The sequence below is a fragment of the Streptomyces sp. NPDC000941 genome (assembly GCF_053599555.1).
Window position 1 is genome coordinate 18,281 of the sequence record NZ_JBSFMM010000099.1, and the last position, 22,872, is coordinate 41,152.

Below are 22,872 nucleotides of genomic sequence, written 5' to 3' on the forward strand. Positions count from 1 at the left end.
ATATCTCGATGCGCGTAAGTGAATCCCCGCGGACCGGGCTGAGCTTCGACGATGTGCTGCTGGTGCCCCAGCGCACCCCGCTGACCAGCCGTCGCCAGGCCGACACCGCCTCGGAGCTGCTGCCGGGCGTCGTCCTGCGCACGCCCGTCATCTCGGCGAACACCCAGTGGTGCACGGGCGACCGGATGGCCGTGGCCATGGCGTTGAACGGTGGCCTGGGCGTGCTCCACCGTATGCAGACGGTGGAGCAGCAGCTGGAGCACCTGGACGCGGTCAAGGCGCAGCGGCCGGAGGAGGGTTCGGCCGACCGGTCGACCCTCGCCGCCGACGGCCGGCTGCTGGTCGGCGCCGCGGTGGGCGTCTCGGGCGACTGGCGGGAACGCGCCGAGCGCCTGGTCGGACACGCGGTGGACATCCTCTTCGTGGACGTCGCCCACGGCCACAGCGACCAGGTGATCGACGCGGTGGCGAAGCTGCGGGCCGCCTACCCGCGGCTGCCGCTGGCCGCGGGAAACGTGGCGACGGCCGCAGGGGTCACGGACCTCGCGGAGGCCGGCGCCGATGTGGTGAAGGTGGGCATCGGCCCCGGCGGGGTGTGTACGACGCGGCTGGTGGCCGGGACCGGGGTCCCCCAGCTCACCGCGGTCATGGACTGCGCCGCCGCGGCGGCCGAGCGCGGGGTGCGGGTGATCGCGGACGGCGGCATCCGGCAGTCGGGCGATATCGCCAAGTCGCTGGCGGCCGGGGCACACGCGGTCATGCTGGGCTCCGCGCTGGCGGGGGCCGATGAGAGCGCGGCCAGTCCGGTGACCCGGGACGGACGCTCGTACAAGGTCAGCAACGGGTTCGTCTCCCTGGGCATGAAGCTGACGCTGCGCCATGCGGCCGGCGAGAAGATCACCCAGGAGGAGGTCGACGACTATGTGCCGGAGGGCACCGAGGCGACCTTCCCCGCCACCGGCCCGCTGGCCAGAACGCTGCGCCAGCTCATGGGCGGGGTGCAGTCGGCGATGAGCTATTCGGGGGCGCGGGACGTCACCGGTTTCCGGGAGCGCGCCGAGTTCATCCGGGTCACCTCCGCCGGCCGGGCGGAGAACCGTCCGCACGCACGCGAGCGCTCGGAGCAGATCGATATCGACCATGTCACCCGGGCGGTGGGCAATGGCTGACCCCGGCGCCACGCCGCGCCCCACGGTGGCCGGTGAGCGGCCGGGTATGTGGTCCCGGCAGGGGCCCTACCTCCTGGACTGGGTCTCCTTCGGGGAGCTGGTCGGGGACATCGCCGCGCAGCTCCGGGGCGAGGACTTCCGGCCGGACGCGGTGCTGGCGGTGGCCCGTGGCGGGCTCACCCCGGCCGGCTTTCTCACCTGCGCCCTCGATGTGCCCGTCCAGCACACCATCCGCGTGCGCAGGACCGCGGACGACACCCGTTACGCCGCGAAACAGGCGCCGGTCATCGACATGGGCACACCGCCCGCGCTGGGCCCGGGAGACCGGGTGCTGGTGGTGGACGACATCGTCGGCACCGGCTCCACGGCCGAAGTGGTGCTGGCCTACCTGGCGGACGCCGGGGTGGCCCGGTCCGATGTGCGCTTCGTCTCGGTGGTCCGCAACCACCAGTCGGGCTATGTGCCCGACTACTGTCCCGCGGTGATCGACGACTGGATCGTCTTCCCATGGGAGACCGACCGGGAGTCCACCACGGACTGCCGGCCGTTCCCCGCCACCGCACGGGAGGCGCGCCCATGACGGCCGGCGGGCCGCGGGGACTGCCCGGCCGCGGTCTCGTCCCGGTGGACAGCGCGGCCGAGCTGTCCCTCCCCGCCTGTTACGACGCGGTGGACCTGTACACCTGTGACGCCCCGCTCAGCAGCCGGGTGGAGGTGGCGCGCACCCTGGCCGACTTCGAGCAGGCGCTGGGGACGCGTCCGACGACGGTGTTCACAGGCGTCGCGGAGCGCCCGGGCGGCCGGGTGCTCGGCCACCCGTATCCGCGGGCGGTGCTGCTCGCCGCGCTCAACACCACCGAGGAGAAGCGCCTGGCGGAGATGTCCGACCGGCTGGCGGGCCCCGCGCACCCCCTGTACGGGGACCAAGGGGGCGGGCTGCGCGAGGAGTTGGGCGATCTGCTGTACGCCCTGCCGATCCTCCAGCACCGCCCCGGCGACGCCGGCCCGTACATCACCGCGGGCGTGGGGGTGACCACCCGGCCCGACGGCAGCGGCGTCAACCTCGGCTTCTACCGCATCCAGGTGGTGGCGCCCGACGAGGTCCGGATCTTCCTGGACCCGCGCACCGACGGCCACCGCAATCTGCTGGCCTGGCTGGAGACCGGGCGTCCGATGCCCATCTCCGTGTTCCTGGGTGCGGATCCGGCCATCTGTGTGGTGGCGGCCTCGCGGCTGCCCGCCGAGGGCGACGACTACGAGATCGCCTCCCGTCTGCTGGGGCGCCCGCTCGGGCTCGGCGGCAGCCCTCCGGTGCCGGACGACGCCACCCATGTCATCGAGGGACACGTCCTGGCCAGGGACGAAGTCGAGGGCCCGTTCGGCGAGTTCAAGGGCTATTACGCGGAGGCCCGGCGCAGCAATGTGATGACCGTCGGCAAGGTCACCGCCGTGCCCGGGGCGCCGTTTCCCACCATCGTGGCGGGGGCCACCTCGGGTCTGACCCTGATGAGCTTCCAGAACGAGTATCTGATGTACGCGCATCTGCGTGGTCAAGGTCACCATGTGCGGTCGGTACGCTACTCGCTCAAGGCCAGGGGGGAGTTCGTGGCGTACATCGAGTCCGACGAGCCCAGCCAGGAGCTCGTCATGGAAGCGATGGCGTTCGATGTGCGCTCAAAGGTGATCATCTGCGGCCCGGACCTGTCGAACCCCGGCCAGGCGCTGGCCACCTACGGTTTCACCACGCGGACGGAGCCGTATCGCCGCAAGGGGAAGGTGGAGGGCGAGCGCGTGGGCCTGGCCTTGGTCATTCCGCCCGAAGGGCGGCCCACCGAGTACTGAATGAGGACATCAGCATGAGCCGTTTCGACCGTGTGCTGCCCGCCGCCCTGTTGGTGGTGCCGGGACCCGGCCGTACCGTGACCTTCGTCCACCAGCTCAAGGGGCCGTACGCCGGGAGCTGGCTGCTGCCGGGCGGGGGCATCGAGCCGGGTGAGGCGGCGGAGGAAGCGGCGCGGCGGGAGGCCCACGAGGAGACCGGCATCCTCGTGGACTCCTGCTCGCTGTTCGCCGTCTATGAGTTCACCGGCAAGTGGGATCAGGGCAACTACCACTTGCTGATGTTCGCCTGCCTCGCCGACCGCGCGTACGAGCTGCCCGAGGGCTTCTCGGGGCACAACGTGGGCGAGGTCCGGCAGGGCAGCGTCGACGACTTCCCGATGCACTCCACGGATCTGAAGATCCTCACCGACGCCGGGCTCGCGTCGTACGACCACGAGGTCATCGCGCGCGCCCTCGCCGAGGACGGCATCACCATGCGTGCGCACCGGGTGGAGTCCACCGTCACGTCCGGGTGACGCTCGCCGCGCGGACGAGAGCCGACGACAGAGCATGACAGGTGCTCTGCGGGCATGCGATGGTCACCCGGGCAGCGCGCAGTCCATGGGCCAGGGCGTCCCGCGGGGTCCGGCCGGCCACCAGGGCGGCGACGAAGGCCGAGGCCAGCGCGTCGCCTGCGCCCGTATCGTCGGTGCAGACGCCCGGCTCTGCCGGGAGGTGCACCGGCCCGGGGGCGGTCGCGGCCGCCAGGGCCGCCCCGCGGGCTGCGTCGGTGACCACGACCACCCCGGGGCCGCGGCGCATCAGCAGCTCGGCCTGCTCGGCGGGCCCGGTCGGCGCGCCGGGGTCCTGTCCCAGCAGCGCGCCCGCCTCCGCGGTGTTGAGGACCAGCACGTCGTAACGGGGCAGCAGATGGGCGCGCGGCCCGAAGTCGGCCTGCCGGGTGGGCAGGCAGCACACCGGGACCGCGTGCCGCCTGGCCTGCTGCGACACCCACATCAGCAGCTCCTCGTCGAGCCCGCCCTCCATCACCACCGCCCCCGCCGTGGCGATGCGCGCGGCCAGCTCAGGACCGCACAGCGCCTTTCCCAGGGCCGGATCGGGGAGGGCGATACGCGAGGAGATCTGCGATCCGTGGGCGTCCAGCGTGACGTCGAACCGCCCGACGCCGTCGGCCACGCGCCGTACGTGGAGGGCGACGCCCAGCCGGGTCAGGGCGCCCTCCAGCTCCGCCGCGTCCGCGCCGAAACCGGACAGGCCGGTGAAGGTGACCGGGTGGCCGAGCCGCGCCGCGTTCGTGGCGACATTGCGGCCGACGCCGCCGTGGTGCCGCTCCATGGACCACACCGTTTCGCCGCGGCCCGCTCCGCGTTCGAGCAGCCCCGCGGCGAAAAACTTACGGTCCATCACCAGGGAACCGAGCACAAGAATGCCGGAGCGCGGCACGGACCCGTCTTCTGCTGCCACCATGTCGAGCGATACCCCCCTGAGCTTCCACACGATGGGAAAGGTTTTTGACCCATGGACAGGAAGAGCGACACCACTGATACCGCAGAAGCAGGGATTCCGGAATCCGATGAGCAAATGAGCCACGCATATTGGTGGTATTTCGCTTTAATTTACCTGTCGGGCGTCATGGCTGCCACCAGCATCGGCAGAATCACGCCCGTATCCGTTGACCTCGAGGACGACTTGGGGCTCTCTCTGGGACAAGTCGGCCTGGTCGCCTCCTCGGTCACCGCGGTGGCCGCCGTGCTGGGGCTGGCGGTGAGCGTCGCGCTGCGCCCCCTGGACCCGAGACGGACGCTGATCGGCGGCCTGGTGGTGATGGGGCTCGCCGGGCTGCTGGTCTCCCGGGCCGACGGGTTTCCGGTGCTGCTCGGCGGGCGGCTGGTGGAGAGCATGGGCTATGTGGTCGTCGTGATCGCGGCCCCGGTGCTGATCCTGGGGCTCGGCGACGACGAGCGCCGCACGGTGGCGCTGGCGGTCTGGGGCACCTTCATGCCGGTGGGGCTCGCGCTGGGCGCGTTCGGCGGCGGGCTGCTGTCCGCGGGGTTCGGCTGGCGGACCTCGCTGGTGGTCGCCGCGGCGGCAACCCTCGCGGTGGCCGGTGCGGCGCTGTACCTCCCCGGGGTCGGCGCCCGGCAGGCCGGACCGGAGCCGGAAGGGCCGGCCGACGGGGCGGTGGCAACGGAATCCCCGGCTGGGGACGGGGACGGCTCCGGTGATCGCTGGGCGCGCGCCCGCAGGCTGGCCCGCCCGGTCGCGCTCGGCGCCGGCTTCGCCACCATCAGCGCCACGATCGTCACCTTCGTCGCGCTGTACCCCACGTATCTGCACGACGAGTTCGACGTGCCCACCGCGGCGGCCGGAACGCTCACCGGAAGCGTGTCCTTCGCCGGGGTGGCGGGGGGCTTCGCGGCGAGTGTGCTGCTGCGCCGCGGGGCGCGTATGAAGTACCTTTTCACGGCTGCCCTGTTGATGCCGGTCGGCGCCTTCGCGGCGTTCGGTTCGACGGGCGGTCTTGGCATCTCGATGACCAGCGCGGTGCTGATCGCGATCACCAACGAGTTGGTCGTCGCCACCGTCTTCGCGGCCCTCCCCCTCGTGGTGAGGACCAGCGCCGACGTCGGCATGGCCAACGGCGTGGTGGCCCAGCTCGGCAGCGTCGGATCGCTCGCGGGACCACCACTGGTGGGTCTGGTCGTCACGGCGGCGGACGGATGGTGGGCGGTGGGCCCGACGCTGCTGGTGGGGTGCGCGGTCGGGGTCGTGCTGCTGCGCACCGCGGTGGGCAGGGGACAGCAGGCGTGACCGGTTCGGGCGGGAAGGGCGAGGAGCAGCATGACCATCAAGTACGTCGTCTTCGACTGGGCGGGGACACTCACTCCCTGGCACACGGTGGACGTGGCGGGCATCTGGCTGGAGACCGCGCGCGAGATCGACCCGGACGGCGCGCCGGACCTCGCCGAGCGGCTGTTCCAGGCCGAGCGGGAGCTGATGACCCGCTGCCGGAACACGCAGGGCTCGGCCACCCTCGACGAGGTGTTCCGCGCCGTGGACGTGGTCCCGGACGGCACGGCGATCGCGACCTACCGACGGGCCTGGGAGGAGCACACCTACCTCGACCCGGAGGGCGCGGAGCTGCTGCGCACCCTGCGCGAGCGGGATCTGGGGGTCGGTGTGCTCTCCAACACGCTGTGGTCGGCCGACTGGCACCACGAGATCTTCGAGCGGGACGGCGTCCACGACCTCATCGACGCCGCGGTCTACTCCAGCGAAGTGCCCTGGACGAAGCCCAATCCGCTCATCTTCGAGCTGATCGCCGAGCGGCTGGGCGCCGAGGAGCCCGGCGCGTGCGCGTTCGTCGGCGACCGGCTCTTCGAGGACATCTACGGTGCGCGGCAGGCCCGTATGCGCACCATCTGGGTGCCTCACAGCGCCATCCCCGAGGAGGAGCGCGGATCGGACTCGGCGGAGCCGGATGCCACCGCGCACACCCTCAAGGACGTGCTGACGGTGCTCGACTCCTGGGCGGCGCAGCGGCCCACCGGCTGACCGTACGACCCGACAGGTCACATCGGTGTGATGCCCGGGCTCATGGGTGTGTGCGAAAGGCACACTCGATGAGGAGGACATGATGCGGTTTGTGTTGGTGATCCACCAGGGCACGTATCCGTTGCCGGGCACTCCGCAGGCGGAGTTGGTGTCGGAGGAGGACAGGAAGGCGGCGTACGCCGACTGGGCGGCGATCGGCACGATGGAGAACGTGACCGGTGCGCCGCCGATGGGTCTGCCCAAGGACGCGACGACCGTCCGTGTGGAGGACGGTTCGGCCGTCACCACCGAGGGTCCGTTCGACAACACCTCGGTGGGCGGGTTCCTGGTGGTCGAGGCCGAGGATCTGGATACCGCGATCGCGATCGCATCCCGCGTACCGCAAGCACGACTGGGTGGCGCGGTCGAAGTACGACCGTCCGCCACGTACTGGTGAGTTCCCGGCCCGGTGCGCGCCGCGCACCGGGCCGGACCGCTCACTCGGCCTGGCCGAGGACGCTGGACGCGAGGCTGCGGACGCGGTCGGCGTTGCGGATGACGTCGATCCTGGCGATCTTGTCGCCGGTGACCGTGAAGGCGATGACGGAGTACGGTTGTCCGTCCCGGGTGACCAGCGCGCCGACCGTGCCGTTGACCAGGACGGAGCGCAGTTCGCCACCGCGGGGCGCACGGGCTTGTTCGGCCACCGCCGCCGCACCGCGGACGACGCTCGGCGGCCGGGTGGCACCGAACTCGGTACGCTGCACGACATCGGGGGCGAGGACCTGGATGAGGGCGTCGAGATCCGCCGTCCGCGCCGCCGCGTAGAACGCGTTGACCACCTTCCGCTGGCGCGCGAGATCCCGATCTGGCCGTGGGATCTCCGCGCCGCTGACCCGGCGCCGCGCTCGGCTGGCGAGCTTCCGTGCGGCCGTGGGGTTTCGGTCGATGATGTGGGCGATCTCGTCGAAGGGCAGGCCGAACATGTCGTGCAGCACGAACGCCAACCGTTCTGCCGGGGTGAGCCGTTCGAGTACGACAAGCAGCGCCAGGCCCACCGCGTCGGCCAGCAGTGCCTCCTGCTCGGGGTCGGGGTCTCCGGCCCCGACGACCGGGTCGGGCAGGTGCTCGACCAGCGGGTCTTCCCGGCGGCGCCGTCGGGACCGCAACTGGTGCAGGCACTCCCGCGCGACGACGGTGGTCAGCCATCCGCTGAGGTTGTCAATTTGCTCCTCGTCGGACCGGCTCAGCCGAAGCCAGGCGTCCTGCACCGCGTCGTCGGCCTCCGCCACCGAACCCAGCATCCGATATGCCACCGCACGCAGCCGCGGGCGCTCCCGCTCGAAGCGCTCGGCCAGCAACTCGCTCTCGTTCACCAGTCACACCATCCCATCATCAAGGCTCACCGGGATGAGCCTCCAGAGGCCGCCGATGTGACGGCGGTGACGGTGGTGGGTTTGGGCTGGGGACCTCAGTGCCGTTCCGGATCGAACTCCAGCACCTGCGTGAGCCGGATGTTCTTGGCCGACGGGTCCCGGAACGACGCGCGGTCACCGGGACCCGCCGCCAGATCCAGCACGTCGTAGATCCAGCACAGGGACCTGGACGACCTCTGAGCGCCTTCGACGTACGGCCGGGTTTGGGCACCGGGTCATTCAGACCTCGTCCGCAGGTCTCTCCGGCTCGCCGCCGTCGTGCCGCGGCCACGGTGCGGGGCGCCGCTGTCGGCCACGGCGTGGCCGGCGCCGCGGCCGTCCGCGTGTGCCACGATCAGCCCGTCGCGCACCCGGATCGCGACCTCGGTGAGGTCGTCGACCGAGGTCCTGCCGAAGGCCGCGGGAACCGTGCCACCGTCGTCGAAGACGATGCGCGGCCGCGGTAGATCCTCGGCTGCGAACACCCGGCGCAGGCAGGCGACGAGATCGACGATACGGAGGCGGGCCAGTCGACCGGTCTCGGCCGGGTCGCTCGTGGCGACGACGATCGTCACCGCGTCGCCCGGCCGGGCCGAGCGGACCGCCTCCTCGGCCGCGGACAGACGGCTCACGCCCAGCACGACGACCACGCCGTCGTCGGCGAGGTCGACCGCGCGGCCGCTGATCTCGTCGGCGAGGCCCCGGGGCGCCGCCCACGGGTCTTCCACCGGCCGTGCCCGGGCGATGAAGGGCAGGTGTGGTGGCTCCGCGTCGTCGTTGAGGGCGATGTCGGCCAGGTGCTCGGCGGCGCGGGCCAGGTCGAACGGGTCACCGACCCCGGGGGCGTTCTCCGCGAGACCGGCCGCTCCGTGGAGGAGGGTCAGCGCCAGCTGGGCCGGTCGCACCATCCGGCCGCGCGCCGCGGGGCGCGATTCGAGTGCCAGGGCGAGCAGCAGGGCTTCGAACCGGACGAGTTCGGCCAGCGCGGTCCTGGCCGGCTCGGTGTCGAGCACTCCGGACAGCGAACGCAACTGGAGATGCCCGCTTCCGGGTGTGTCGCCGGCGAGGGGCAGCCGTTCGAGCCAGACCCTGGCGAAGGTGCCGAGCGCTCGCCCGACGGAGTCGGGCGATTCCACCGGCGGTTCGGCGCGGACCCTGGCCCGTTCGGCGGCGTCGGCGAGCACCGCGAGGTAGAGCGCGCGCTTGCCGGTGAAGTTGGAGTAGACCGCGCCCCTGGTCAGTTCGGCTCGCTCAGCGATCCGGTCGACCTTGGCCTCGGCGTAGCCGTGCTCGGCGAACTCCTCCCGGGCCGCGACCAGCACCGCCGCGCGGGTCCGCTCCTGCTGCTGGGCGCGCGTCAGTCTCGCCATCGTGTCCCCTTCCGCTCCCGTGTCATGATACAAACAGCATCCAGATGACGACGTTATCCAGAAACCATGAACATCGGAGATTGAGTGTGGGTGGCAAGGGTTCGAGGCCGACGGACGGCACCCGGCCAGGGCGCAGCAACACCGCGAACCGTCGACATCCCGACCGCCGGGGCCGGGCGACGGCCGGAAGACCACTCAACTCGCGCCGCGAGGCACCGACAGCCTTTCCATGAACCGAACCGCACATCCAGGGGACACGACATGACCCGGCCCGAAACTCACGCGACGAACGCCAACCTGTTGGTGCTGCATGCCCTGCGCTGTGCCGGGGCCGTCAGCCCCACCCGCCTCCATGGGGTTACGGGACTCGACGAGTCCGACATCGAGTCCGAGCTCATCGATCTCGGGGTCGAGGGCCTCGTCACACGGATATCCGGTGACATGCCCTGCTGGCTGCTCACGGACGCCGGCCGCGCCGCCGACGCCGAGCGCATCACCGACGAGCTCACCTCGGCCAACGCCCGCGGAGCGGTTGAGGCGGCATTCGGCCGGTTTCTCGTACTCAACCCGGAGCTGCTCGACCTCTGCGCGGCATGGCAACTCCGCACCGTCGACGGCATCGTGAACGTCAACGACCACAGCGACCCCGCCTACGACTCCCGGGTCCTCGGCCGATTCGCCGATCTCGACCGTCGCGCCGCCCCCGTCTGTGCCGAGCTCTCCGCGGCACTGCCGCGATTCGGTCGTTACCGCGACCGTCTCGCCGCAGCCCTCGATCGCGCCGCCTCCGGCGCGCTGGAGTACGTGACCGACAGCACCGCCTCGTACCACACCGTATGGGCGGAGCTGCACGAAGACCTGCTGGCCACCCTCGGGATGCGGCGATGAGATGGATACGCACGATCTCCGCCCAGGTCGAGGAGGCGGCGGAGACACTGGGTGGCAAGGCACTCGGCCTGGTCCTCCTGCACCGCCTCGGGTTGCCGGTGCCGGCCGGGTTCGTCATCACCGCACAGGCATGCCGTGTCTTCCTACGGGAAGGACGTCTGCCCGACGGACTCGGCGACGAACTCGCGACGGCCATCGCCGACCTCGAACTCACCACCGGGCGCGGCTTCGGCGGACCCGGGAGGCCGCTGGCGGTCTCCGTGCGCTCCGGGGCCGGTGTGTCGATGCCCGGCATGATGAGCACGATCCTCAACCTCGGCCTCACGACCGAAGCCACCGCGGGCCTTGCCGTCGAGACGGGCGACCGGCCGTTCGCACTGAACTCGCGGCTGCGCTTCCTGTCGAGCTTCGCCTCCGCGGTCACGAACACGGAGGCGGGCGACGCGGGCGACGTAGGAACCGGCCACGGAGAAGATCCCGGGCGAGGGACCAAGGACGAGGAAACACGCCTCGCCGACGCGATGAAGGCAGTCGAGGAATTCGTTCGGAAACGGTGTGGACAGCCGGTCCCCGACGACGCGGCCCGCCAGCTGACGTCGGCGGTCGAGGCCGTGTTCTCGTCCTGGGACACACCACGCGCACGAACCTATCGCGCGTTGCACGACATCCCGCACGACCTCGGAACGGCCGTGATCGTCCAGACGATGGTGTTCGGGAACCGCGACGACCACAGCGGCACCGGAGTCGCGTTCAGCCGCGATCCCAACACCGGTAAGAACATCCCCTTCGGCGAAGTCCTGTTCGGGCGCCAAGGAGAAGACGTCGTCTCCGGCAGATCGACGACCCGGCCGCTGCGCGAACTCGCCGGGCGGGAGCCGGCGGTGTGGGCGGAGCTGCTCGACGCCCTGAGCCGGATCGAAGGACACTACCGCGACGCCTGCTATGTCGAATTCACCTTCCAGGTCGGCGAGTTGTGGATTCTGCAGGTCCGGCCCGGCCGGTTCGCCGGAGGTGCCGCGGTGCGCGTGGCCACCGAACTCGCCGACGAGCGGGTCATCGAACGGCACGAAGCGCTGCTCAGGATCTCACCGAGCAATCTCCGTCATGTCCGCACGCCACGCATCGCGTCATCCGAGGAGGCCGACGTCTTCGCCCGGGGCCTCGGCGCCTGCCCCGGTGTCGCGGTCGGCCACGTGGCGACCACGGCGGAGCGAGCGGTACGCATGGCCCAAGGCGCCCCGGTCATCCTGGTGCGCCCGGAGACCTCGCCCCATGACATGCACGGCCTCGCCGCCGCCGCGGGGATCGTCACCGCTCGCGGCGGGCCGGCCAGCCACGCCGCGGTCGTCGCACGAGCCATGGAAAGGCCCGCGGTCGTGGGCGTCGCCGACCTGACCGTCGATGCCGGCAACGGCACCGTCACGGCCGGCGGGCGCACCATCGGCGACGGCGCCCTCATCACCATCGACGGGTCGAGTGGCGAGGTCGCCCTCGGCCGCCCCCGCGTCGTCGCGAACGCGGCCGACAAACACCTCCACCGACTGCTGGCATGGGCCGACGACACCTCGGGGGACCACTCCCCACGCGACGAATCCCAGCGGCTCGAAGCGGCCCATGCCGCACTGCGGTCCTCAACCACCCGATGACAAGGCAACTCTGAAAGGAGATCGGCGATGCCGACTCGGCACGTATATCTGGTACGGCACGGAGCGGCGGACCCGTTCGGCGAGCTGACCGACATCGGCCAGCGGCAGTCGGAACTGCTCGGGCAGCGCCTGGCCGGGCTTCCGATCGACGCGGTGTGGCATTCCCCCCTGCCCAGGGCGGTGCGGTGCGCGCAGATCGTCGGCAGGCACCTCCCGAACGCCGGCGTGCGGGAAGCGGCCGAGCTGATCGATCACGTACCGCACGTACCGGACGACGCGCCACCGGCGTGGGCGGCGTTCTTCGACGGGTACGACGCCGAGGAGGCCGCGGCGGGAGCACGCCTCGCCGATGCCCTCACCGACAGGTTCGCGCGCCCCGCCGCAACCGAGACTCACGAGGTCCTCATCACCCATGCCTATCAGGTGGCCTGGCTCGTCCGGCACGCACTCGACGCGCCACCGGTGCGCTGGCTGGGGCTGAACTGTGGGAACACGGCACTGACCGCGATCGAATACCGCGACGGAACCACGCCGACGGTGCTGCTGTACAACGACATGGGCCACCTGCCGGCCGAACTGCGGTGGACGGGGTTCGGGAACGGCACCCGGCCATGAGAGGCGGCGTGACCGCTGCGTTCGGCGGCCGGGCCACGCCAAAACCGTACGCCCGGGGGCCACTTCGGGCGGCTGATGTTCGTCAGTATCCTCGGGTGCCGTGACCGATTCGACACCGCCGCCGTGGGCTGACGACCTCTTTCCGTTCCCCACTCCGCCCGCGCTCCGCACACTGATCGACATCGCCTGGCAGAACGCGTACGACTTCTACCAAGAAAACGAAAGTTACGATTACACCCTGCTGGAAACCCACTACGACTTCATGTTCGACCTGGCCACGATTCCCCGCCCGCCCGATGGCTGCGACGGCTACCCGGAATTCGACGACCAGCGTCGGCAGCCGTCGCTGCCCCACTACGCCACGCCCGAGTTCGTGTCCTTCGGCTCCCTCGGCGACGGCGGCAACGTCGGCTGGCTGGTACCCGCGCCGGAACTCAGGAGGCTGGACCATCCGGTCGCTCTGGCCGACGGCCATGAACCCGGCGTGACCCTGATCGGTGCGGACACCCGTACCGGCTTGGATTTCATGCTGTCGTGGGCCCTACGACGGTGGCGCGAGAACCCGGACCCGGAGCCCCCGGCGGGCCGCGACCCAGATGTGTGGCTTGCCCAAAACCAGTGGCGCATCAACGCCCGCGCCAAAGACCGGAGACTTGTTGACCGGCTGGCCGCCGAACTCCGCGTACACCCGGACCCGGACCGGACCTTTCCCGGTTCACGGTGGAACGGCACGGCCGTCATGGAGGACACCGAGTTCGACATCGTGTTTGACGTACCGGAGGGGTGGCGGCACGAGCCCGGCGCGGACGGCATCGGCGTGCTCGCCCCGGCTGACGCCTACAACGATCGGGAGCCGGTGGTCTACGTCAGCTCGTGGGAGTCGTCGCTCGAACCGGCGCTGGCCGACGCTGAGCGCCTGCTCGACGCCGGACACCCGGCGACCGCGTTGCTCGGGCTCAAGGACATCTTCGTCAACGAACCGAACGGCCACTTCGCCGATCTCAAGCCGTTGTGGGCGCGAGCATACCGAGACCTCGGCCGGTCCGAATACGCGGAGCGCCTTGACCTGATGACGTCGATGTACCAGTGAAGTGCACGGAGGATCAAGAACTTTGCGCTTGAAGTCAATGACACCTGGAGGTGCGGGCCCGAAAATCCTGAGTGGGTCCACATAGGGGGAGTGACCGATGCCGCCCGAGTTCGACTATCAGGCCGCCGATCGGTTGAGCTGGGTGCTGAAACAGTTCATCGAGAAGATCGACTGGTTTCTGTGGCTGCGCAACGGGCAGCGCAAGGCACTCCTGTCCACCCCGACCAGCGCCAACTGGCAGGGCGCGAAACGCACGCGCTACGAGCATGACCTCGCCCGCCAGCGAGCGGCCCTGATCCACCTCAGGGAAGAAGCCACACGGCTCAAGGCGCACGTGGACCATGCCACCACACAGGCCCACGCCCAGCATGCGCAGCAAAAGCCCAGGAACTAGGAGGTTGGGCTGACCATGGCCAAGGTGTCGGCGATTCCGGAGAAACTGTTCGCGTATTCCGCGGCCTGTACGCGGGGTGCGGAGCAGTTTCAGCAGTGGGTGAGCGCGTACCTGTCGTCCGCGCTGCGGGACGTCGAGACGAGCGGCGTCGCACCACCCTCGTCGCTGGACTCGTCCGTGGCGAAGTGGATCGCCGCCGCCTTCTACACGGACCGGGATGTGAGCACGGTCGGCCGGGCGTTCCAGGAAGCGGGCGGCCCCACGGCGGGTACGCCCGCGAAGTTGGTCTCCGCCTCCGACCAGGACGTCAACGCCGCCTTTCAGCGACTGCAGACCCAGTACGCGCAAGCGTCGCGCTCGACGGAGGCCGGGGCCGCGCTGGCGAGGCGCATGGAGCAGACCGACGGCCTCGGGCCGATTCTGGCGGAGCTCGGCAAACACGCCAACGATCCCTATTTCAACGCCGGTTTCTACAACGGGCTGAACAGCGAGCAGATCAGGCGGCTGATGTCCGACCCGACCGGAATCAAGGCGTTGGTGAGCGCGTTCGCCAGCGGTGCGGTCTCCAAGGAGACCGCTGACAAGGTCGCCCGGCAGCTCGGCTGGGACCAGCCCGGAATGATCCCCGAGCTGCCGCTTCCGTGGAAACTGCCGTTCCCGTGGGAAAAACACGACGACGAAGTCCCGCCGGACGACCAGAGCGCGTTTTTGAAGGCGCTGCTGGCCAACCGGGCGGCAGCCGCCCAGTTCGCGTACAACTTGGACGACAGCGAGTTGTTGCGGATCAAGGAGACCTATGGGGCGCGGGCCTCCGGCCTCGGATTGCTGCTGGACAAGGTCTACGCAACGCATCCGTCGTGGCCACGCGGCGCCGAGGCGCCTACGAGCGCGGATCTTTCGTGGGAGCTCAGGGGCGCGGACACCCTGCCCTACCCGTCCGTGGCCCCTCAGGGTGTGGACCGCAACGGCAAGCCGTACTCCCGCGACGAACTCGCCGTGCTGAGCTGGATCGAGCTGCACAAGGACACCATTCTCCAAGAGGCGCGCAGGTGGAACGTCGACCCGAGGGCCATCGTCGGCGCCATCGCATGGGAAGCGATGAAGAACAAGGACCGCTGGTGGCAGGACGTCAGGGACGGGCTTCCCGCTCGGCCGCCGCTCGACTATCACCTGTCGGCCGGACCCGGAAAGGTGCACATCCAGTCCGAGATCGTCAAACAGATCGAGGCCGAGGGATACCTTCCCCGCCAAGGAGAAGACGGCCGTCGGGAGATTCTGCGCACCTCGGACGGTTCGATCAGGTACGTAGCCGCGATCCTCGGGGCCTACTCCAAGGTGACCGAGGAGAACCCGGACCGCGAGCCCATCCGGAACAACGTCCCGGTGCTCCTCAACCTGTACCAGGGAAGCAATCTGGACAGATGGCGGACGTGGCTGAACGAACACCCGGGCGAGCCGTACCAGCCCGGGAACCGGATGTGGAAATGGTCCGTATCACCCGAGGGCCAGCGCTTCCTGAACGACTCCCTGCGGCTGTGGGATCAGGAATAGCCCACGTCGTCGGCGTAGGCGGGTCAGTGGTGGTGGCTGTGCCGGCCGAGGCTCTCCACGGGGGTCGCGCCGGGGCGGGTCCACTGGGGCACGGGGCGGCTGGTCGGGCCCCAGGTCGCGTTCCCGTCCGCGTCCGAGCGCCAGGACCAGCACGGGCTGCCGCCTTCGGGCCGGCCCTGGGGGTTGTCCTCCCATGCCTCGCCGCGGCCGTAGGGCGTCATGTCGAGGAGGCCCAGGGACCCGTTGACCCGCTCGTTGCCGCGGCCCGTCGTGGAGTAGGTGAGGAACACGCGGTCGCCGTCGCGCAGGAAGCAGGTGAGGTAACCCATGTCGCCGCCGACCGGCCCCGCCACGCCGCGCACCGAGTACCAGGGCTGGGTGTAGCCCATGAACGCGACGTAGGAGGCCACCTCGTCCCACCGGCCCGTGGTCAGGACGGCGAACGAGACGCCGCGGGCGTTGAGGTAAGCGGCGTCTTTCAGGTGCCAGGCCGTGGTCGTGCAGCCCTCGCACTGCCCCTGGTGCGGCGCGCCGTCGTACCACATGTGCTTGTAGACCACGAGCTCGTCGCGGCCCTGGAACAGGTCCAGGAACGGGACCGGGCCGTCGGGTCCGACGACCTCGACGGTCCCGTCGAGCTCCACCATCGGCAGTCGGCGGCGGGCCGCGGCGAGGGTGTCGCCCTCGCGGGTGTGGGCCTTCTCGCGGACCAGAAGCTCGTCTCGTGCGGCCTGCCAGGTGGCCAGGTCGACGACGGGCGGGCGGCCGGGCAGCGCGGCGGTCGAATCGTTCGGCGTGGTCGTCATGGTGTCCTCCGTGGTGTCTCATGCTGGGCAGCGTCGTACGACGCCCCGCAACGGTCACCAGGACAGACTCCCGCCCCGGCGGAAACTCATCGCGACACGGGGCATCCGGGATACCCGGGGCACTCGGGGTGCTCTCGGCCGAGCGCCTCGTCCGGCTTCAGCGGCGTGCTCTGGCGGTCTTGCGGCGGCGGATGACCACGGTCGTCATGACAGCGGCCTTGACCGCGACAATGCCAAGGATGGTGACGAGCCCCCAGCTTGACCACGAGGAGTCCACCAAGGCGCGGCCGGCTCCGAGGTGCACAGCCAGGACCAGCAGGGCGACGGCGGGCAAGCCGATCGTCTTGCCGTGGGCACGGAGCGGTGACCGTGCGGCGGGTGGCCCGCCCGCCACGCCGGGGACGTCGTCGGGTGCTGTCACCGGAGCCTGGGAACGATGCCAGGTCACACGCAGGTTGTCGCGTCTGCCGATCTTCTCGATACGTGAGGCGATGCCGTCCTGGATGCGCCGCAGGTGTTCCTCATCGTCGGCCCGGGCGCGGAGTGTCAGCCCTTCGGGACCGGCTTCCAGAGTGCACTGTCCGAAGCCGAAGTCGAGGACGCCGCAGGTGTCGGACCATTCCACGTGCCGGATCCGCGGAGGAGCCCCGCCGGCTGTGTGGGCGCGCGGCCGGTGGCCGGGGATTCCGGTCATCTGGCTGCCGTGTCGGCAGAGTTGGACGAGGTACCGGCTCGCCCGGTCGGTTGGGATGTGGGCTTGTGCGGTCAGCATGTCGCTGCCCACGTCGGGGGCCGCTTCCTCGGTCGGTGCAGCAGGGTGGGCATCGTCGACCTCGGAGGACCCGGTCGTGGTGGCGGAGACCAACCAGCCCTGGAGGCCGTCGGGGTGGCGGGTCGAGGCGATGGTGGCCGGTTCGATGGAGTCGATGCACCATCCCTCGGCGAAAGCAAGACGGATCTCCTGTGCCGTGAGCTTGTGCGGGCGTCCCAGCTCGCCCGGCTGCCGGTCGCTGAAGCCGAGCATGAAATAGCGGCCGCCCGGCCTCAGTACGGTGCGCAGGCCGCGGAGGTAGGCGGCACGGTCCTCGCTGGTGAAGCTGTGGAAGACCAGGGAGTCGAGCACGGTGTCGAAGGCACCTGAAAGGTCTGCCAGCTTTCGGGCGTCGTGGCGCAGGAAGCGGGCGGTCAGCCCGCGCGACCTTGCCTTGCCCTGCGCGGTGTGCAGCGCGTTTGTGGCGAGGTCGATGCCGGTGGCGTCAAGCCCCTGAGCAGCCGCGAGCAGGGTGTGCTCGCCAGTGCCACAGCCGACGTCCAGCACCCGGCCCCGGATGGCCCCCGCGTCAGCGAGTGCCTGAAGCGCCGGCTGGGGCCGGCCGATGTCCCACGGCGGCCTGCTGCTGTACAGCTCCTCCAGTGCCCCCGAGGCCCCGGCAGAAGCCCCGGCATGGGAATGCGGCTGTGTCATGGCGACGCCCTTTCTGTCCCGTCTTGGCTGCCCGGCAACGCTCATGACGCGATTGCACGTCCGGCAATCGGGGCCGGTGCCGACAGTCACAACTTTTGCGATACAAAGTGTCGCTGTCAAGTCGGATCGTCGCACCAGTGGCGCGGCGTACAATGGCACGGTGCCGAAGCTGTGGAACGAGACGATCGAGGAGCATCGCAACGCGGTGCGCGAAGCGATCCTGCGCACCACCTGGTCACTGGCCTCCGAGCAGGGACCCATGTCGGTGACCATGTCGCAGATCGCCGAGCAGGTCGGCATCGGCCGGGCCACGCTCTACAAGTACTTCCCCGACGTCGAGTCGATCCTGAGCGCATTCCACGAACGCCATATCGCGAGCCACATCGAACAGCTTCACCAACTCCGCGAAAACCTCCCCGACCCCGGCGATCGGGTTCGCGCGGTCCTCGAGCACTATGCGCTCATCTCCTACCGCCGACGCGGCCAGGGCACAGAGGAACTTTCGGCGCTGCTCCACCGCGGCGAAGCGGTCGTCCAGGCACAGCGCCACCTCAGCCGACTCTTCGAAGATGTGATTGCGCAAGCCGCCGCCGCCCAGGCACTCCGGGACGACATCGCCCCCCGAGAACTCGCCGCCTACTGCCTTCACTCACTCACAGCCGCCGCCGATCTGCCCTCGGAAGCCGCGGTCCACCGGCTCGTCAGCGTCACCCTCGCAGGGATGCAAACCCCGGCGTGACGGTCGATATCGACATCTCCGGATTCAGCTGCTCATCCCGCCCGATCGCGGACGGGTCGCGGGGGGTTGAGCGCAGCTGTGACAGTCACTCCCACACGCGGATCCCCGAACGGGACGATGTGGTCACTTTCTCCTGGAACGGCTCGGAGAGTTCCGCAGGCGCGCCAGCGTCCACACCGTCGCGTAGATGATGAATGCGCTCATCGCGATGGCCCAGACCCACACCGCTTCGCCACCTCGACGGATCATGATGATCCCTGAAGCGACGGTGGCGGCCACGACGACCAGCCATCGGTATCCCATATCCACGTCATGCCTCCTGACCAGCAAGCCGCACCGACCGACAGCCTATGCTTCCGCCGTGACCGACACCACGCATGGCATACGGATCAGACCAGGCAGCCTTGCCGACGCACCCGCCATTCTGGACATGCTCGACTCCGCGGTGGCATGGATGAACGAGCGCGGAAACACCGAGCAGTGGGGCACGACACCGTATTCGCAGAAACCCGGCGGGGTGGCACGCGTCGAGCGATACACCACCGAGAACGCCCCTTACATCGCGGAGTTGAACGGAGCACCTGTCGGAGCCCTGGTGCTGGGCTCGGGTCCCAACCCGAAGGTGCCGATCGCGTCGGTCGGGGAACCCGAGCGGTACGTCCGGCTGCTGGTGTCCGACCGGCGGCACGCCGGTCTGGGCATCGGGGCGGCGCTGTTGGCCCATGCCGCCGACGAGACCCGGCGGGCGGGTGTGGAACTGCTGCGGGTCGACTGCTGGGCCGGCGGCGGGGGCGAACTGGTCGCGTTCTACGAACGCAACGGCTTCACCCCTACCGACCGTTTCCTGTCCGGGAACTGGCCCGGACAGGTACTGGCCCGGCGGGTCGGCTGACAGCGCGGGCAGGTCAGCCGGCGACAGGCCCGGCCGTCCGACACCCACCGAGGTGCTCGAGCAGCTCTCCCAGAACGACTCCCCCACCGAAGACTGGCTGCCGCTTCCCGTACGCACGATGGTCGACCTGCACAACGCCCCTACCGGCACAGCACCTTGAGCCGATCATGCGAGTGATTTCCGCCGGTCCAGAGAGCGGAGCCCGGCCGCTGAGCGGACGAGTGATGCAACCTCCTGGGAACGACTGCGCTGCGGCCATGCGATCACCGTGGTGACTTCCGGCGCGTCGGCGACGGGCACCGCGACGTGTTCGGGCCACTGCCAGGCACGGCTGGAGGCAGGGATGACGAGCAGCGTTTTGCCGAGCGCCACGAGCTGAGCGAGCTGCGACCGGGTGTGCACCTCCGGTCCGGGCCCGTCCGGGTAGGACCCGTCGAGCCGGGGCCATCGAGCGATCGGCAGGTCCGGCACATTGCTGACATCCGCCAGCGTGAGCTGATCGCGCGACGCGAGCGGATGCCCCGCGGGAAGGATCGCGACCTGGCCTTCGGCGCAGAGGTCTTCGGCGTCGAACCCGGCGAGGTCGTCGAACGGGCGATGCATGAGTGCCACGTCGGCCTGCCCGTCGCGGAGCAGCCGTGCCTGCTCGCCGACCTCGCACAGAAGGACCTCAACCGGTGCCGCCCCGGGTTCGCTCGCAAGCGTGTCGAGGAGCCGTCGCAGCAGCTCGTGGGACGCCCCGGCCTTCGTCGCGAGCACCAGCGGCCGCTTCGGATCCCCGGCACGCCGCGTGCGACACAAGGGCTGGACGCCGAGCCGCTGCTCCAGCCGGCGGATCGCGCGCGAGAGCGGCGGTTGTGCGATCCCGAGCCGACCGGCGGCGCGTCCAAAGTGCAATTCCTCGGCGACGGCGACGAAGTACCGGAGCTCGCGGGTCTCGAGATCGTCGATCGAGTGAACAACACGAAGACCGCGCTGGCCACCGGCACGAACAAGGGAATCGGTTTCGCCATCGCAAAGGGTCTCGGTGCGAGCGGCTTCACGGTCGCGGTGGGGGCTCGCGACGATGCCAGGCGCGAGGAGGCCGTCAAGCACCTGCGTGCCGCAGGCGTCGACGCGTTCGGGGTCGCCCTCGACGTCACCTCCGACGACAGCGTCGCAGCCGCGGCGGCGACGATCGGGCAGACGGCAGGTCGGCTCGACGTGCTAATCAACAACGCGGGCATCTCCGGCCGGACCGACGGTGGCGCGCAGGATCCGACGACGCCCGTACCTCGACGTCGTCCGCACCGTCCTTGACACAAACGTGCTCGGGGTCGTTCGGGTGACGAACGCGATGCTCCCGCTGCTCAGCCGCGCGAGCTCGCGTACGCACCGTCGAAGTCCATGCTCAACAGCGTCACGGCCCAGTACGCCCGCCGACTCGCCGATACGAATGTCATCGTGAACGCCTGCTGCCCCGGCTACGTGGCGACCGACTTCACCGGCTTCAACGCGCCGCGAACACCCGAGCAAGGCGCCGCGATCGCAATCCGGCTCGCCACCCTGCCGAGCGCGGGCTCTGCGGCGAACGCCACCGCCACCAACCTCGCTGCTAACCTCTGCGGAGTCAAAGCGACTCAGGGGGAAAGTCCGTGTTCACGTCGCCTGCCACGGAATGGCCGTGGCTCCTGGCTGTCATAGCCCTCGTAATCCACTGCTCCGCCATGGCCAAATGGGTACCAATTCAGAAATTCTGGACGGTGTACCCCTTCATTTGGGTGGTGTGTGGTGTCGGAGCAGTGGCGATCGGTTCGTCGCAGGGCTTCGCCCTGACCGACATGCTCGTCCTGTGTTCATTCGCCCTCATCGGGCTGACAATCGGCCTGTTCCCGACTCGCAAGCTGTTTGTGATGTGGGCCCAGGAGATCAACAAGGGCGAGACGCAGGAAACTTACCCCTATCCGCGCTCGCACCTCGCGTTCTGCTGCGTCTCCGTGATTGTCGCGGTGTTCGCCGCGTTTCTGCTGGTGCAGTGAGACGCCGCGGTCGGCGTCGGGTCACCACCGGGCGCTCGCGCCCAGTAGACGTTCGGGTACGAGACCGATCGCATGGTGCGATCGACGACGATCCGACCGTTTTCGGTGACCTCCAGCCCGCCGGCGGCGGCGATGGGGCTGACCGCGAACCCGGCCGTCCACACGGTTGCCTCGGACACCAGGGCGGTGCCGTCGGCGCACAGCACCCGCGTCGCTTCGACGGCTTCGACGCTGGTGTGCTCCAGGACGGTGATGCCCAGCCGGTCGCAGGCCTGGCGCAGGTGGCTGCGGGCTCCGGCGGAGAGCCGGGAGCCCAGCTCGCCGCGGGCGACCAGCGTCACCGACCGGCCGGGCCGGGATTCGGCGATCTCGGTGGCGGCCTCGATGCCGGTCAACCCGTCACCGACGACCACCACGTTCCCGGCTTCGCCCCGGCTGCCCCGGCCGCCCCGGCTGCCCCGGCTGCCCCGGCGCTCGCGCAGGCGCAGCGCCGAGGGCCGGGCGGCGATGTCGAAGGCGTGCTCGGCCGCGCCGGGGACGCCGTGGTCGTCGCCGTGGCTGCCGAGCGCGTGGACAAGCGTGTCGTAGCCGAGTTCGCCACGTCGGCAAGCTTGGGAGCCTTGATCTGCTGGCCGGTCGCGAGCTGGTGCAACCTCATTCGCTGGACGAAGTCCGGCTCGGAGTTGACCACGGTGATGTCGGTGTCCGCCGGGGACAGCCGGCGGGCCAGGTTCCCGGCCACATAGGCCCCGGCATAGCCGGCGCCGAGGACGACGATGCGGTGCTTCATGTGTCGCTCCTGTCGGTTCGCTTGCTGTTGCGTGAGTTGAGCGGAACGGCGTCCCGATTCCTGACAGGAACTGCGTGTGGCACGGGTCACAGAGGGGCAGGAGCGTCACCCGACGAAGCTCGCGACACCTCCAGTCCGCCAACACGACTTCACCCAGGGCAGAACGCCGCTCCCTTCCCCCGGCGCCCCGGATCCCTAGGCTGAGGGGGTGAGCACTCATGCGCCGAACGAAGCCCGCGTCATCCCCTTGCGCCCACAGACCTCGCCGCCCGACTCCGGCGGGGCGACCCGCGCCCCGCAGCGGCCGGCGGGAGCCCCACAGACTCCCGCCCCGAGGGAACCCCTGTGGCGCGACCTCGTCGGCGATGTGCTGCGGCGCGAGCGGCTCGCCCAGGAGCGCACGCTGAAGGACGTCGCGGAGTCGGCCCGGATCTCGATGCCGTACCTGTCGGAGCTGGAGCGCGGACGCAAGGAGGCCTCCTCCGAGGTGCTCGCGGCCGCCGCCCAGGCCCTCGGGCTCGGCCTCGCCGACCTGCTCTCGCTCGCCCAGGACGAGTTGGCCCGGTACGCCCCGAGCCGGGCGGACCCGGGCCGCACAACGCCACCCGCGCAGTAAGAAGCCCACAGACACGGCGCCAGTACGAAACA

At 70.1% G+C, this 22,872-nt stretch carries 24 protein-coding genes and 2 pseudogenes; 18 read left to right on the forward strand and 8 right to left on the reverse strand.

The genetic code is table 11. From position 1 onward, the window contains the following. Positions 1-8 precede the first annotated feature (8 nt). From guaB to ACWDSL_RS28655, 4 genes are read left to right on the forward strand one after another with little or no spacing between them, the layout of a single operon-like run. Positions 9-1,169, forward strand: coding sequence for an IMP dehydrogenase (gene guaB, locus ACWDSL_RS28640; protein ID WP_450490183.1), 1,161 nt, complete (start codon positions 9-11; stop codon positions 1,167-1,169). Continuing rightward, positions 1,162-1,749: a phosphoribosyltransferase gene (locus ACWDSL_RS28645; protein ID WP_450490185.1), complete on the forward strand. Its 588-nt coding sequence runs from the start codon at positions 1,162-1,164 to the stop codon at positions 1,747-1,749. The genes guaB and ACWDSL_RS28645 overlap by 8 nt, the downstream gene beginning before the upstream one ends. Further along, entirely contained in the window at positions 1,746-3,011 is a 1,266-nt protein-coding gene (locus ACWDSL_RS28650; RefSeq protein WP_450490187.1) for a UbiD family decarboxylase, read from the forward strand. Before ACWDSL_RS28645 ends, ACWDSL_RS28650 begins: the two co-directional genes overlap by 4 nt. Positions 3,012-3,025: 14 nt before the next feature. After that, positions 3,026-3,526, forward strand: coding sequence for an NUDIX hydrolase (locus ACWDSL_RS28655; RefSeq protein ID WP_450490189.1), 501 nt, complete (start codon positions 3,026-3,028; stop codon positions 3,524-3,526). Here ACWDSL_RS28655 and ACWDSL_RS28660 read toward each other — a convergent pair. Further along, a complete protein-coding gene (locus ACWDSL_RS28660) occupies positions 3,513-4,478 on the reverse strand; it encodes a carbohydrate kinase family protein (protein WP_450490191.1) in 966 nt (321 codons plus the stop codon). The genes ACWDSL_RS28655 and ACWDSL_RS28660 overlap by 14 nt on opposite strands. A 114-nt stretch (positions 4,479-4,592) precedes the next feature. On the opposite strand from ACWDSL_RS28660, the gene ACWDSL_RS28665 reads away from it, so the two are divergent. The 3 genes from ACWDSL_RS28665 to ACWDSL_RS28675 all read left to right on the forward strand — a co-directional run bounded on the left by ACWDSL_RS28665 (position 4,593) and on the right by ACWDSL_RS28675 (position 7,002). Next, the gene (locus ACWDSL_RS28665) at positions 4,593-5,822 is read left to right on the forward strand and encodes an MFS transporter (RefSeq protein WP_450490227.1); all 1,230 of its coding nucleotides are present in this window, start codon (positions 4,593-4,595) and stop codon (positions 5,820-5,822) included. 30 nt (positions 5,823-5,852) lie between these two features. Further along, on the forward strand, positions 5,853-6,566 hold the full coding sequence (locus ACWDSL_RS28670) for an HAD family hydrolase (protein WP_450490193.1): 714 nt from the start codon (positions 5,853-5,855) through the stop codon (positions 6,564-6,566). 82 nt (positions 6,567-6,648) lie between these two features. After that, positions 6,649-7,002 (forward strand): YciI family protein, encoded by a 354-nt coding sequence (locus ACWDSL_RS28675; protein WP_450490195.1) that lies wholly within the window; start codon positions 6,649-6,651, stop codon positions 7,000-7,002. 40 nt (positions 7,003-7,042) lie between these two features. Here the strand turns inward: ACWDSL_RS28675 and ACWDSL_RS28680 are convergent, their stop codons facing one another. After that, positions 7,043-7,921 (reverse strand): sigma-70 family RNA polymerase sigma factor, encoded by an 879-nt coding sequence (locus ACWDSL_RS28680; RefSeq protein WP_450490197.1) that lies wholly within the window; start codon positions 7,919-7,921, stop codon positions 7,043-7,045. Between the two features lie 275 nt (positions 7,922-8,196). After that, positions 8,197-9,330: a TetR family transcriptional regulator gene (locus ACWDSL_RS28685; protein WP_450490199.1), complete on the reverse strand. Its 1,134-nt coding sequence runs from the start codon at positions 9,328-9,330 to the stop codon at positions 8,197-8,199. A gap of 261 nt (positions 9,331-9,591) precedes the next feature. Between ACWDSL_RS28685 and ACWDSL_RS28690 the strand changes: the two genes are divergently transcribed. The 6 genes from ACWDSL_RS28690 to ACWDSL_RS28715 all read left to right on the forward strand — a co-directional run bounded on the left by ACWDSL_RS28690 (position 9,592) and on the right by ACWDSL_RS28715 (position 15,514). Next, positions 9,592-10,218 (forward strand): transcriptional regulator, encoded by a 627-nt coding sequence (locus ACWDSL_RS28690; RefSeq protein ID WP_450490201.1) that lies wholly within the window; start codon positions 9,592-9,594, stop codon positions 10,216-10,218. Then, positions 10,215-11,864, forward strand: a complete 1,650-nt coding sequence (locus ACWDSL_RS28695; RefSeq protein WP_450490202.1) for a pyruvate, phosphate dikinase — start codon at positions 10,215-10,217, stop codon at positions 11,862-11,864. The genes ACWDSL_RS28690 and ACWDSL_RS28695 overlap by 4 nt, the downstream gene beginning before the upstream one ends. Before the next feature lie 27 nt (positions 11,865-11,891). Then, on the forward strand, positions 11,892-12,479 hold the full coding sequence (locus ACWDSL_RS28700) for a histidine phosphatase family protein (protein WP_450490204.1): 588 nt from the start codon (positions 11,892-11,894) through the stop codon (positions 12,477-12,479). 100 nt (positions 12,480-12,579) lie between these two features. Then, the gene (locus tag ACWDSL_RS28705; RefSeq protein WP_450490206.1) at positions 12,580-13,569 is read left to right on the forward strand and encodes a hypothetical protein; all 990 of its coding nucleotides are present in this window, start codon (positions 12,580-12,582) and stop codon (positions 13,567-13,569) included. 97 nt (positions 13,570-13,666) lie between these two features. Then, positions 13,667-13,963 (forward strand): hypothetical protein, encoded by a 297-nt coding sequence (locus ACWDSL_RS28710; RefSeq protein WP_450490208.1) that lies wholly within the window; start codon positions 13,667-13,669, stop codon positions 13,961-13,963. Positions 13,964-13,978: 15 nt separating this feature from the next. Further along, positions 13,979-15,514 carry a hypothetical protein gene (locus ACWDSL_RS28715; protein WP_450490210.1) on the forward strand — a complete coding sequence of 512 codons (1,536 nt, stop codon included), beginning with the start codon at positions 13,979-13,981 and terminating at the stop codon, positions 15,512-15,514. A 23-nt stretch (positions 15,515-15,537) separates the two neighbouring features. On the opposite strand, the gene ACWDSL_RS28720 is transcribed toward ACWDSL_RS28715, so the two are convergent. Next, the gene (locus ACWDSL_RS28720; protein ID WP_450490212.1) at positions 15,538-16,320 is read right to left on the reverse strand and encodes a DUF899 domain-containing protein; all 783 of its coding nucleotides are present in this window, start codon (positions 16,318-16,320) and stop codon (positions 15,538-15,540) included. A 157-nt stretch (positions 16,321-16,477) separates the two neighbouring features. Further along, positions 16,478-17,785, reverse strand: coding sequence for a DUF2218 domain-containing protein (locus ACWDSL_RS28725; protein WP_450490214.1), 1,308 nt, complete (start codon positions 17,783-17,785; stop codon positions 16,478-16,480). Here ACWDSL_RS28725 and ACWDSL_RS28730 point away from each other — a divergent pair. Next, positions 17,784-18,524, forward strand: coding sequence for a TetR/AcrR family transcriptional regulator (locus ACWDSL_RS28730; protein ID WP_450490216.1), 741 nt, complete (start codon positions 17,784-17,786; stop codon positions 18,522-18,524). The two genes, ACWDSL_RS28725 and ACWDSL_RS28730, sit on opposite strands and share 2 nt — an antisense overlap. A 123-nt stretch (positions 18,525-18,647) precedes the next feature. Here the strand turns inward: ACWDSL_RS28730 and ACWDSL_RS28735 are convergent, their stop codons facing one another. Then, complete coding sequence (locus tag ACWDSL_RS28735) at positions 18,648-18,833, reverse strand: hypothetical protein (protein ID WP_450490218.1); 186 nt, start codon at positions 18,831-18,833, stop codon at positions 18,648-18,650. Positions 18,834-18,885: 52 nt separating this feature from the next. Here ACWDSL_RS28735 and ACWDSL_RS28740 point away from each other — a divergent pair, with 52 nt between their 5' ends. Then, on the forward strand, positions 18,886-19,416 hold the full coding sequence (locus ACWDSL_RS28740) for a GNAT family N-acetyltransferase (protein WP_450490220.1): 531 nt from the start codon (positions 18,886-18,888) through the stop codon (positions 19,414-19,416). 165 nt (positions 19,417-19,581) lie between these two features. On the opposite strand, the gene ACWDSL_RS28745 is transcribed toward ACWDSL_RS28740, so the two are convergent. Beyond that, positions 19,582-20,367, reverse strand: coding sequence for a LysR family transcriptional regulator (locus ACWDSL_RS28745; protein WP_450490229.1), 786 nt, complete (start codon positions 20,365-20,367; stop codon positions 19,582-19,584). 3 nt (positions 20,368-20,370) lie between these two features. Between ACWDSL_RS28745 and ACWDSL_RS28750 the strand changes: the two are divergent. After that, positions 20,371-21,099 (forward strand): annotated as a pseudogene (locus ACWDSL_RS28750) (SDR family NAD(P)-dependent oxidoreductase). Between the two features lie 23 nt (positions 21,100-21,122). Beyond that, the gene (locus ACWDSL_RS28755) at positions 21,123-21,434 is read left to right on the forward strand and encodes a hypothetical protein (RefSeq protein WP_450490222.1); all 312 of its coding nucleotides are present in this window, start codon (positions 21,123-21,125) and stop codon (positions 21,432-21,434) included. On the opposite strand, the pseudogene ACWDSL_RS28760 reads toward ACWDSL_RS28755, so the two are convergent. Next, positions 21,395-22,224: pseudogene (locus ACWDSL_RS28760) on the reverse strand (NAD(P)/FAD-dependent oxidoreductase); the annotation flags it as partial. The gene ACWDSL_RS28755 and the pseudogene ACWDSL_RS28760 sit on opposite strands and share 40 nt — an antisense overlap. Positions 22,225-22,432: 208 nt before the next feature. On the opposite strand from ACWDSL_RS28760, the gene ACWDSL_RS28765 reads away from it, so the two are divergent. Beyond that, positions 22,433-22,840, forward strand: coding sequence for a helix-turn-helix domain-containing protein (locus ACWDSL_RS28765; RefSeq protein ID WP_450490224.1), 408 nt, complete (start codon positions 22,433-22,435; stop codon positions 22,838-22,840). Positions 22,841-22,872: the final 32 nt, after the last annotated feature.

Bases quoted from the DNA above. Each gene is read 5' to 3' on its own strand.
- ACWDSL_RS28730 (WP_450490216.1), top strand. From the start codon at position 17,784: ATGGCGACGCCCTTTCTGTCCCGTCTTGGCTGCCCGGCAACGCTCATG.
- ACWDSL_RS28660 (WP_450490191.1), bottom strand. From the start codon at position 4,478: ATGGTGGCAGCAGAAGACGGGTCCGTGCCGCGCTCCGGCATTCTTGTG.
- ACWDSL_RS28650 (WP_450490187.1), top strand. From the start codon at position 1,746: ATGACGGCCGGCGGGCCGCGGGGACTGCCCGGCCGCGGTCTCGTCCCG.
- ACWDSL_RS28645 (WP_450490185.1), top strand. From the start codon at position 1,162: ATGGCTGACCCCGGCGCCACGCCGCGCCCCACGGTGGCCGGTGAGCGG.
- ACWDSL_RS28710 (WP_450490208.1), top strand. From the start codon at position 13,667: ATGCCGCCCGAGTTCGACTATCAGGCCGCCGATCGGTTGAGCTGGGTG.
- ACWDSL_RS28670 (WP_450490193.1), top strand. From the start codon at position 5,853: ATGACCATCAAGTACGTCGTCTTCGACTGGGCGGGGACACTCACTCCC.
- ACWDSL_RS28665 (WP_450490227.1), top strand. From the start codon at position 4,593: ATGAGCCACGCATATTGGTGGTATTTCGCTTTAATTTACCTGTCGGGC.
- ACWDSL_RS28675 (WP_450490195.1), top strand. From the start codon at position 6,649: ATGCGGTTTGTGTTGGTGATCCACCAGGGCACGTATCCGTTGCCGGGC.
- ACWDSL_RS28725 (WP_450490214.1), bottom strand. From the start codon at position 17,785: ATGACACAGCCGCATTCCCATGCCGGGGCTTCTGCCGGGGCCTCGGGG.
- guaB (WP_450490183.1), top strand. From the start codon at position 9: ATGCGCGTAAGTGAATCCCCGCGGACCGGGCTGAGCTTCGACGATGTG.
- ACWDSL_RS28715 (WP_450490210.1), top strand. From the start codon at position 13,979: ATGGCCAAGGTGTCGGCGATTCCGGAGAAACTGTTCGCGTATTCCGCG.
- ACWDSL_RS28690 (WP_450490201.1), top strand. From the start codon at position 9,592: ATGACCCGGCCCGAAACTCACGCGACGAACGCCAACCTGTTGGTGCTG.
- ACWDSL_RS28695 (WP_450490202.1), top strand. From the start codon at position 10,215: ATGAGATGGATACGCACGATCTCCGCCCAGGTCGAGGAGGCGGCGGAG.
- ACWDSL_RS28755 (WP_450490222.1), top strand. From the start codon at position 21,123: ATGGCCAAATGGGTACCAATTCAGAAATTCTGGACGGTGTACCCCTTC.
- ACWDSL_RS28700 (WP_450490204.1), top strand. From the start codon at position 11,892: ATGCCGACTCGGCACGTATATCTGGTACGGCACGGAGCGGCGGACCCG.
- ACWDSL_RS28655 (WP_450490189.1), top strand. From the start codon at position 3,026: ATGAGCCGTTTCGACCGTGTGCTGCCCGCCGCCCTGTTGGTGGTGCCG.
- ACWDSL_RS28720 (WP_450490212.1), bottom strand. From the start codon at position 16,320: ATGACGACCACGCCGAACGATTCGACCGCCGCGCTGCCCGGCCGCCCG.
- ACWDSL_RS28685 (WP_450490199.1), bottom strand. From the start codon at position 9,330: ATGGCGAGACTGACGCGCGCCCAGCAGCAGGAGCGGACCCGCGCGGCG.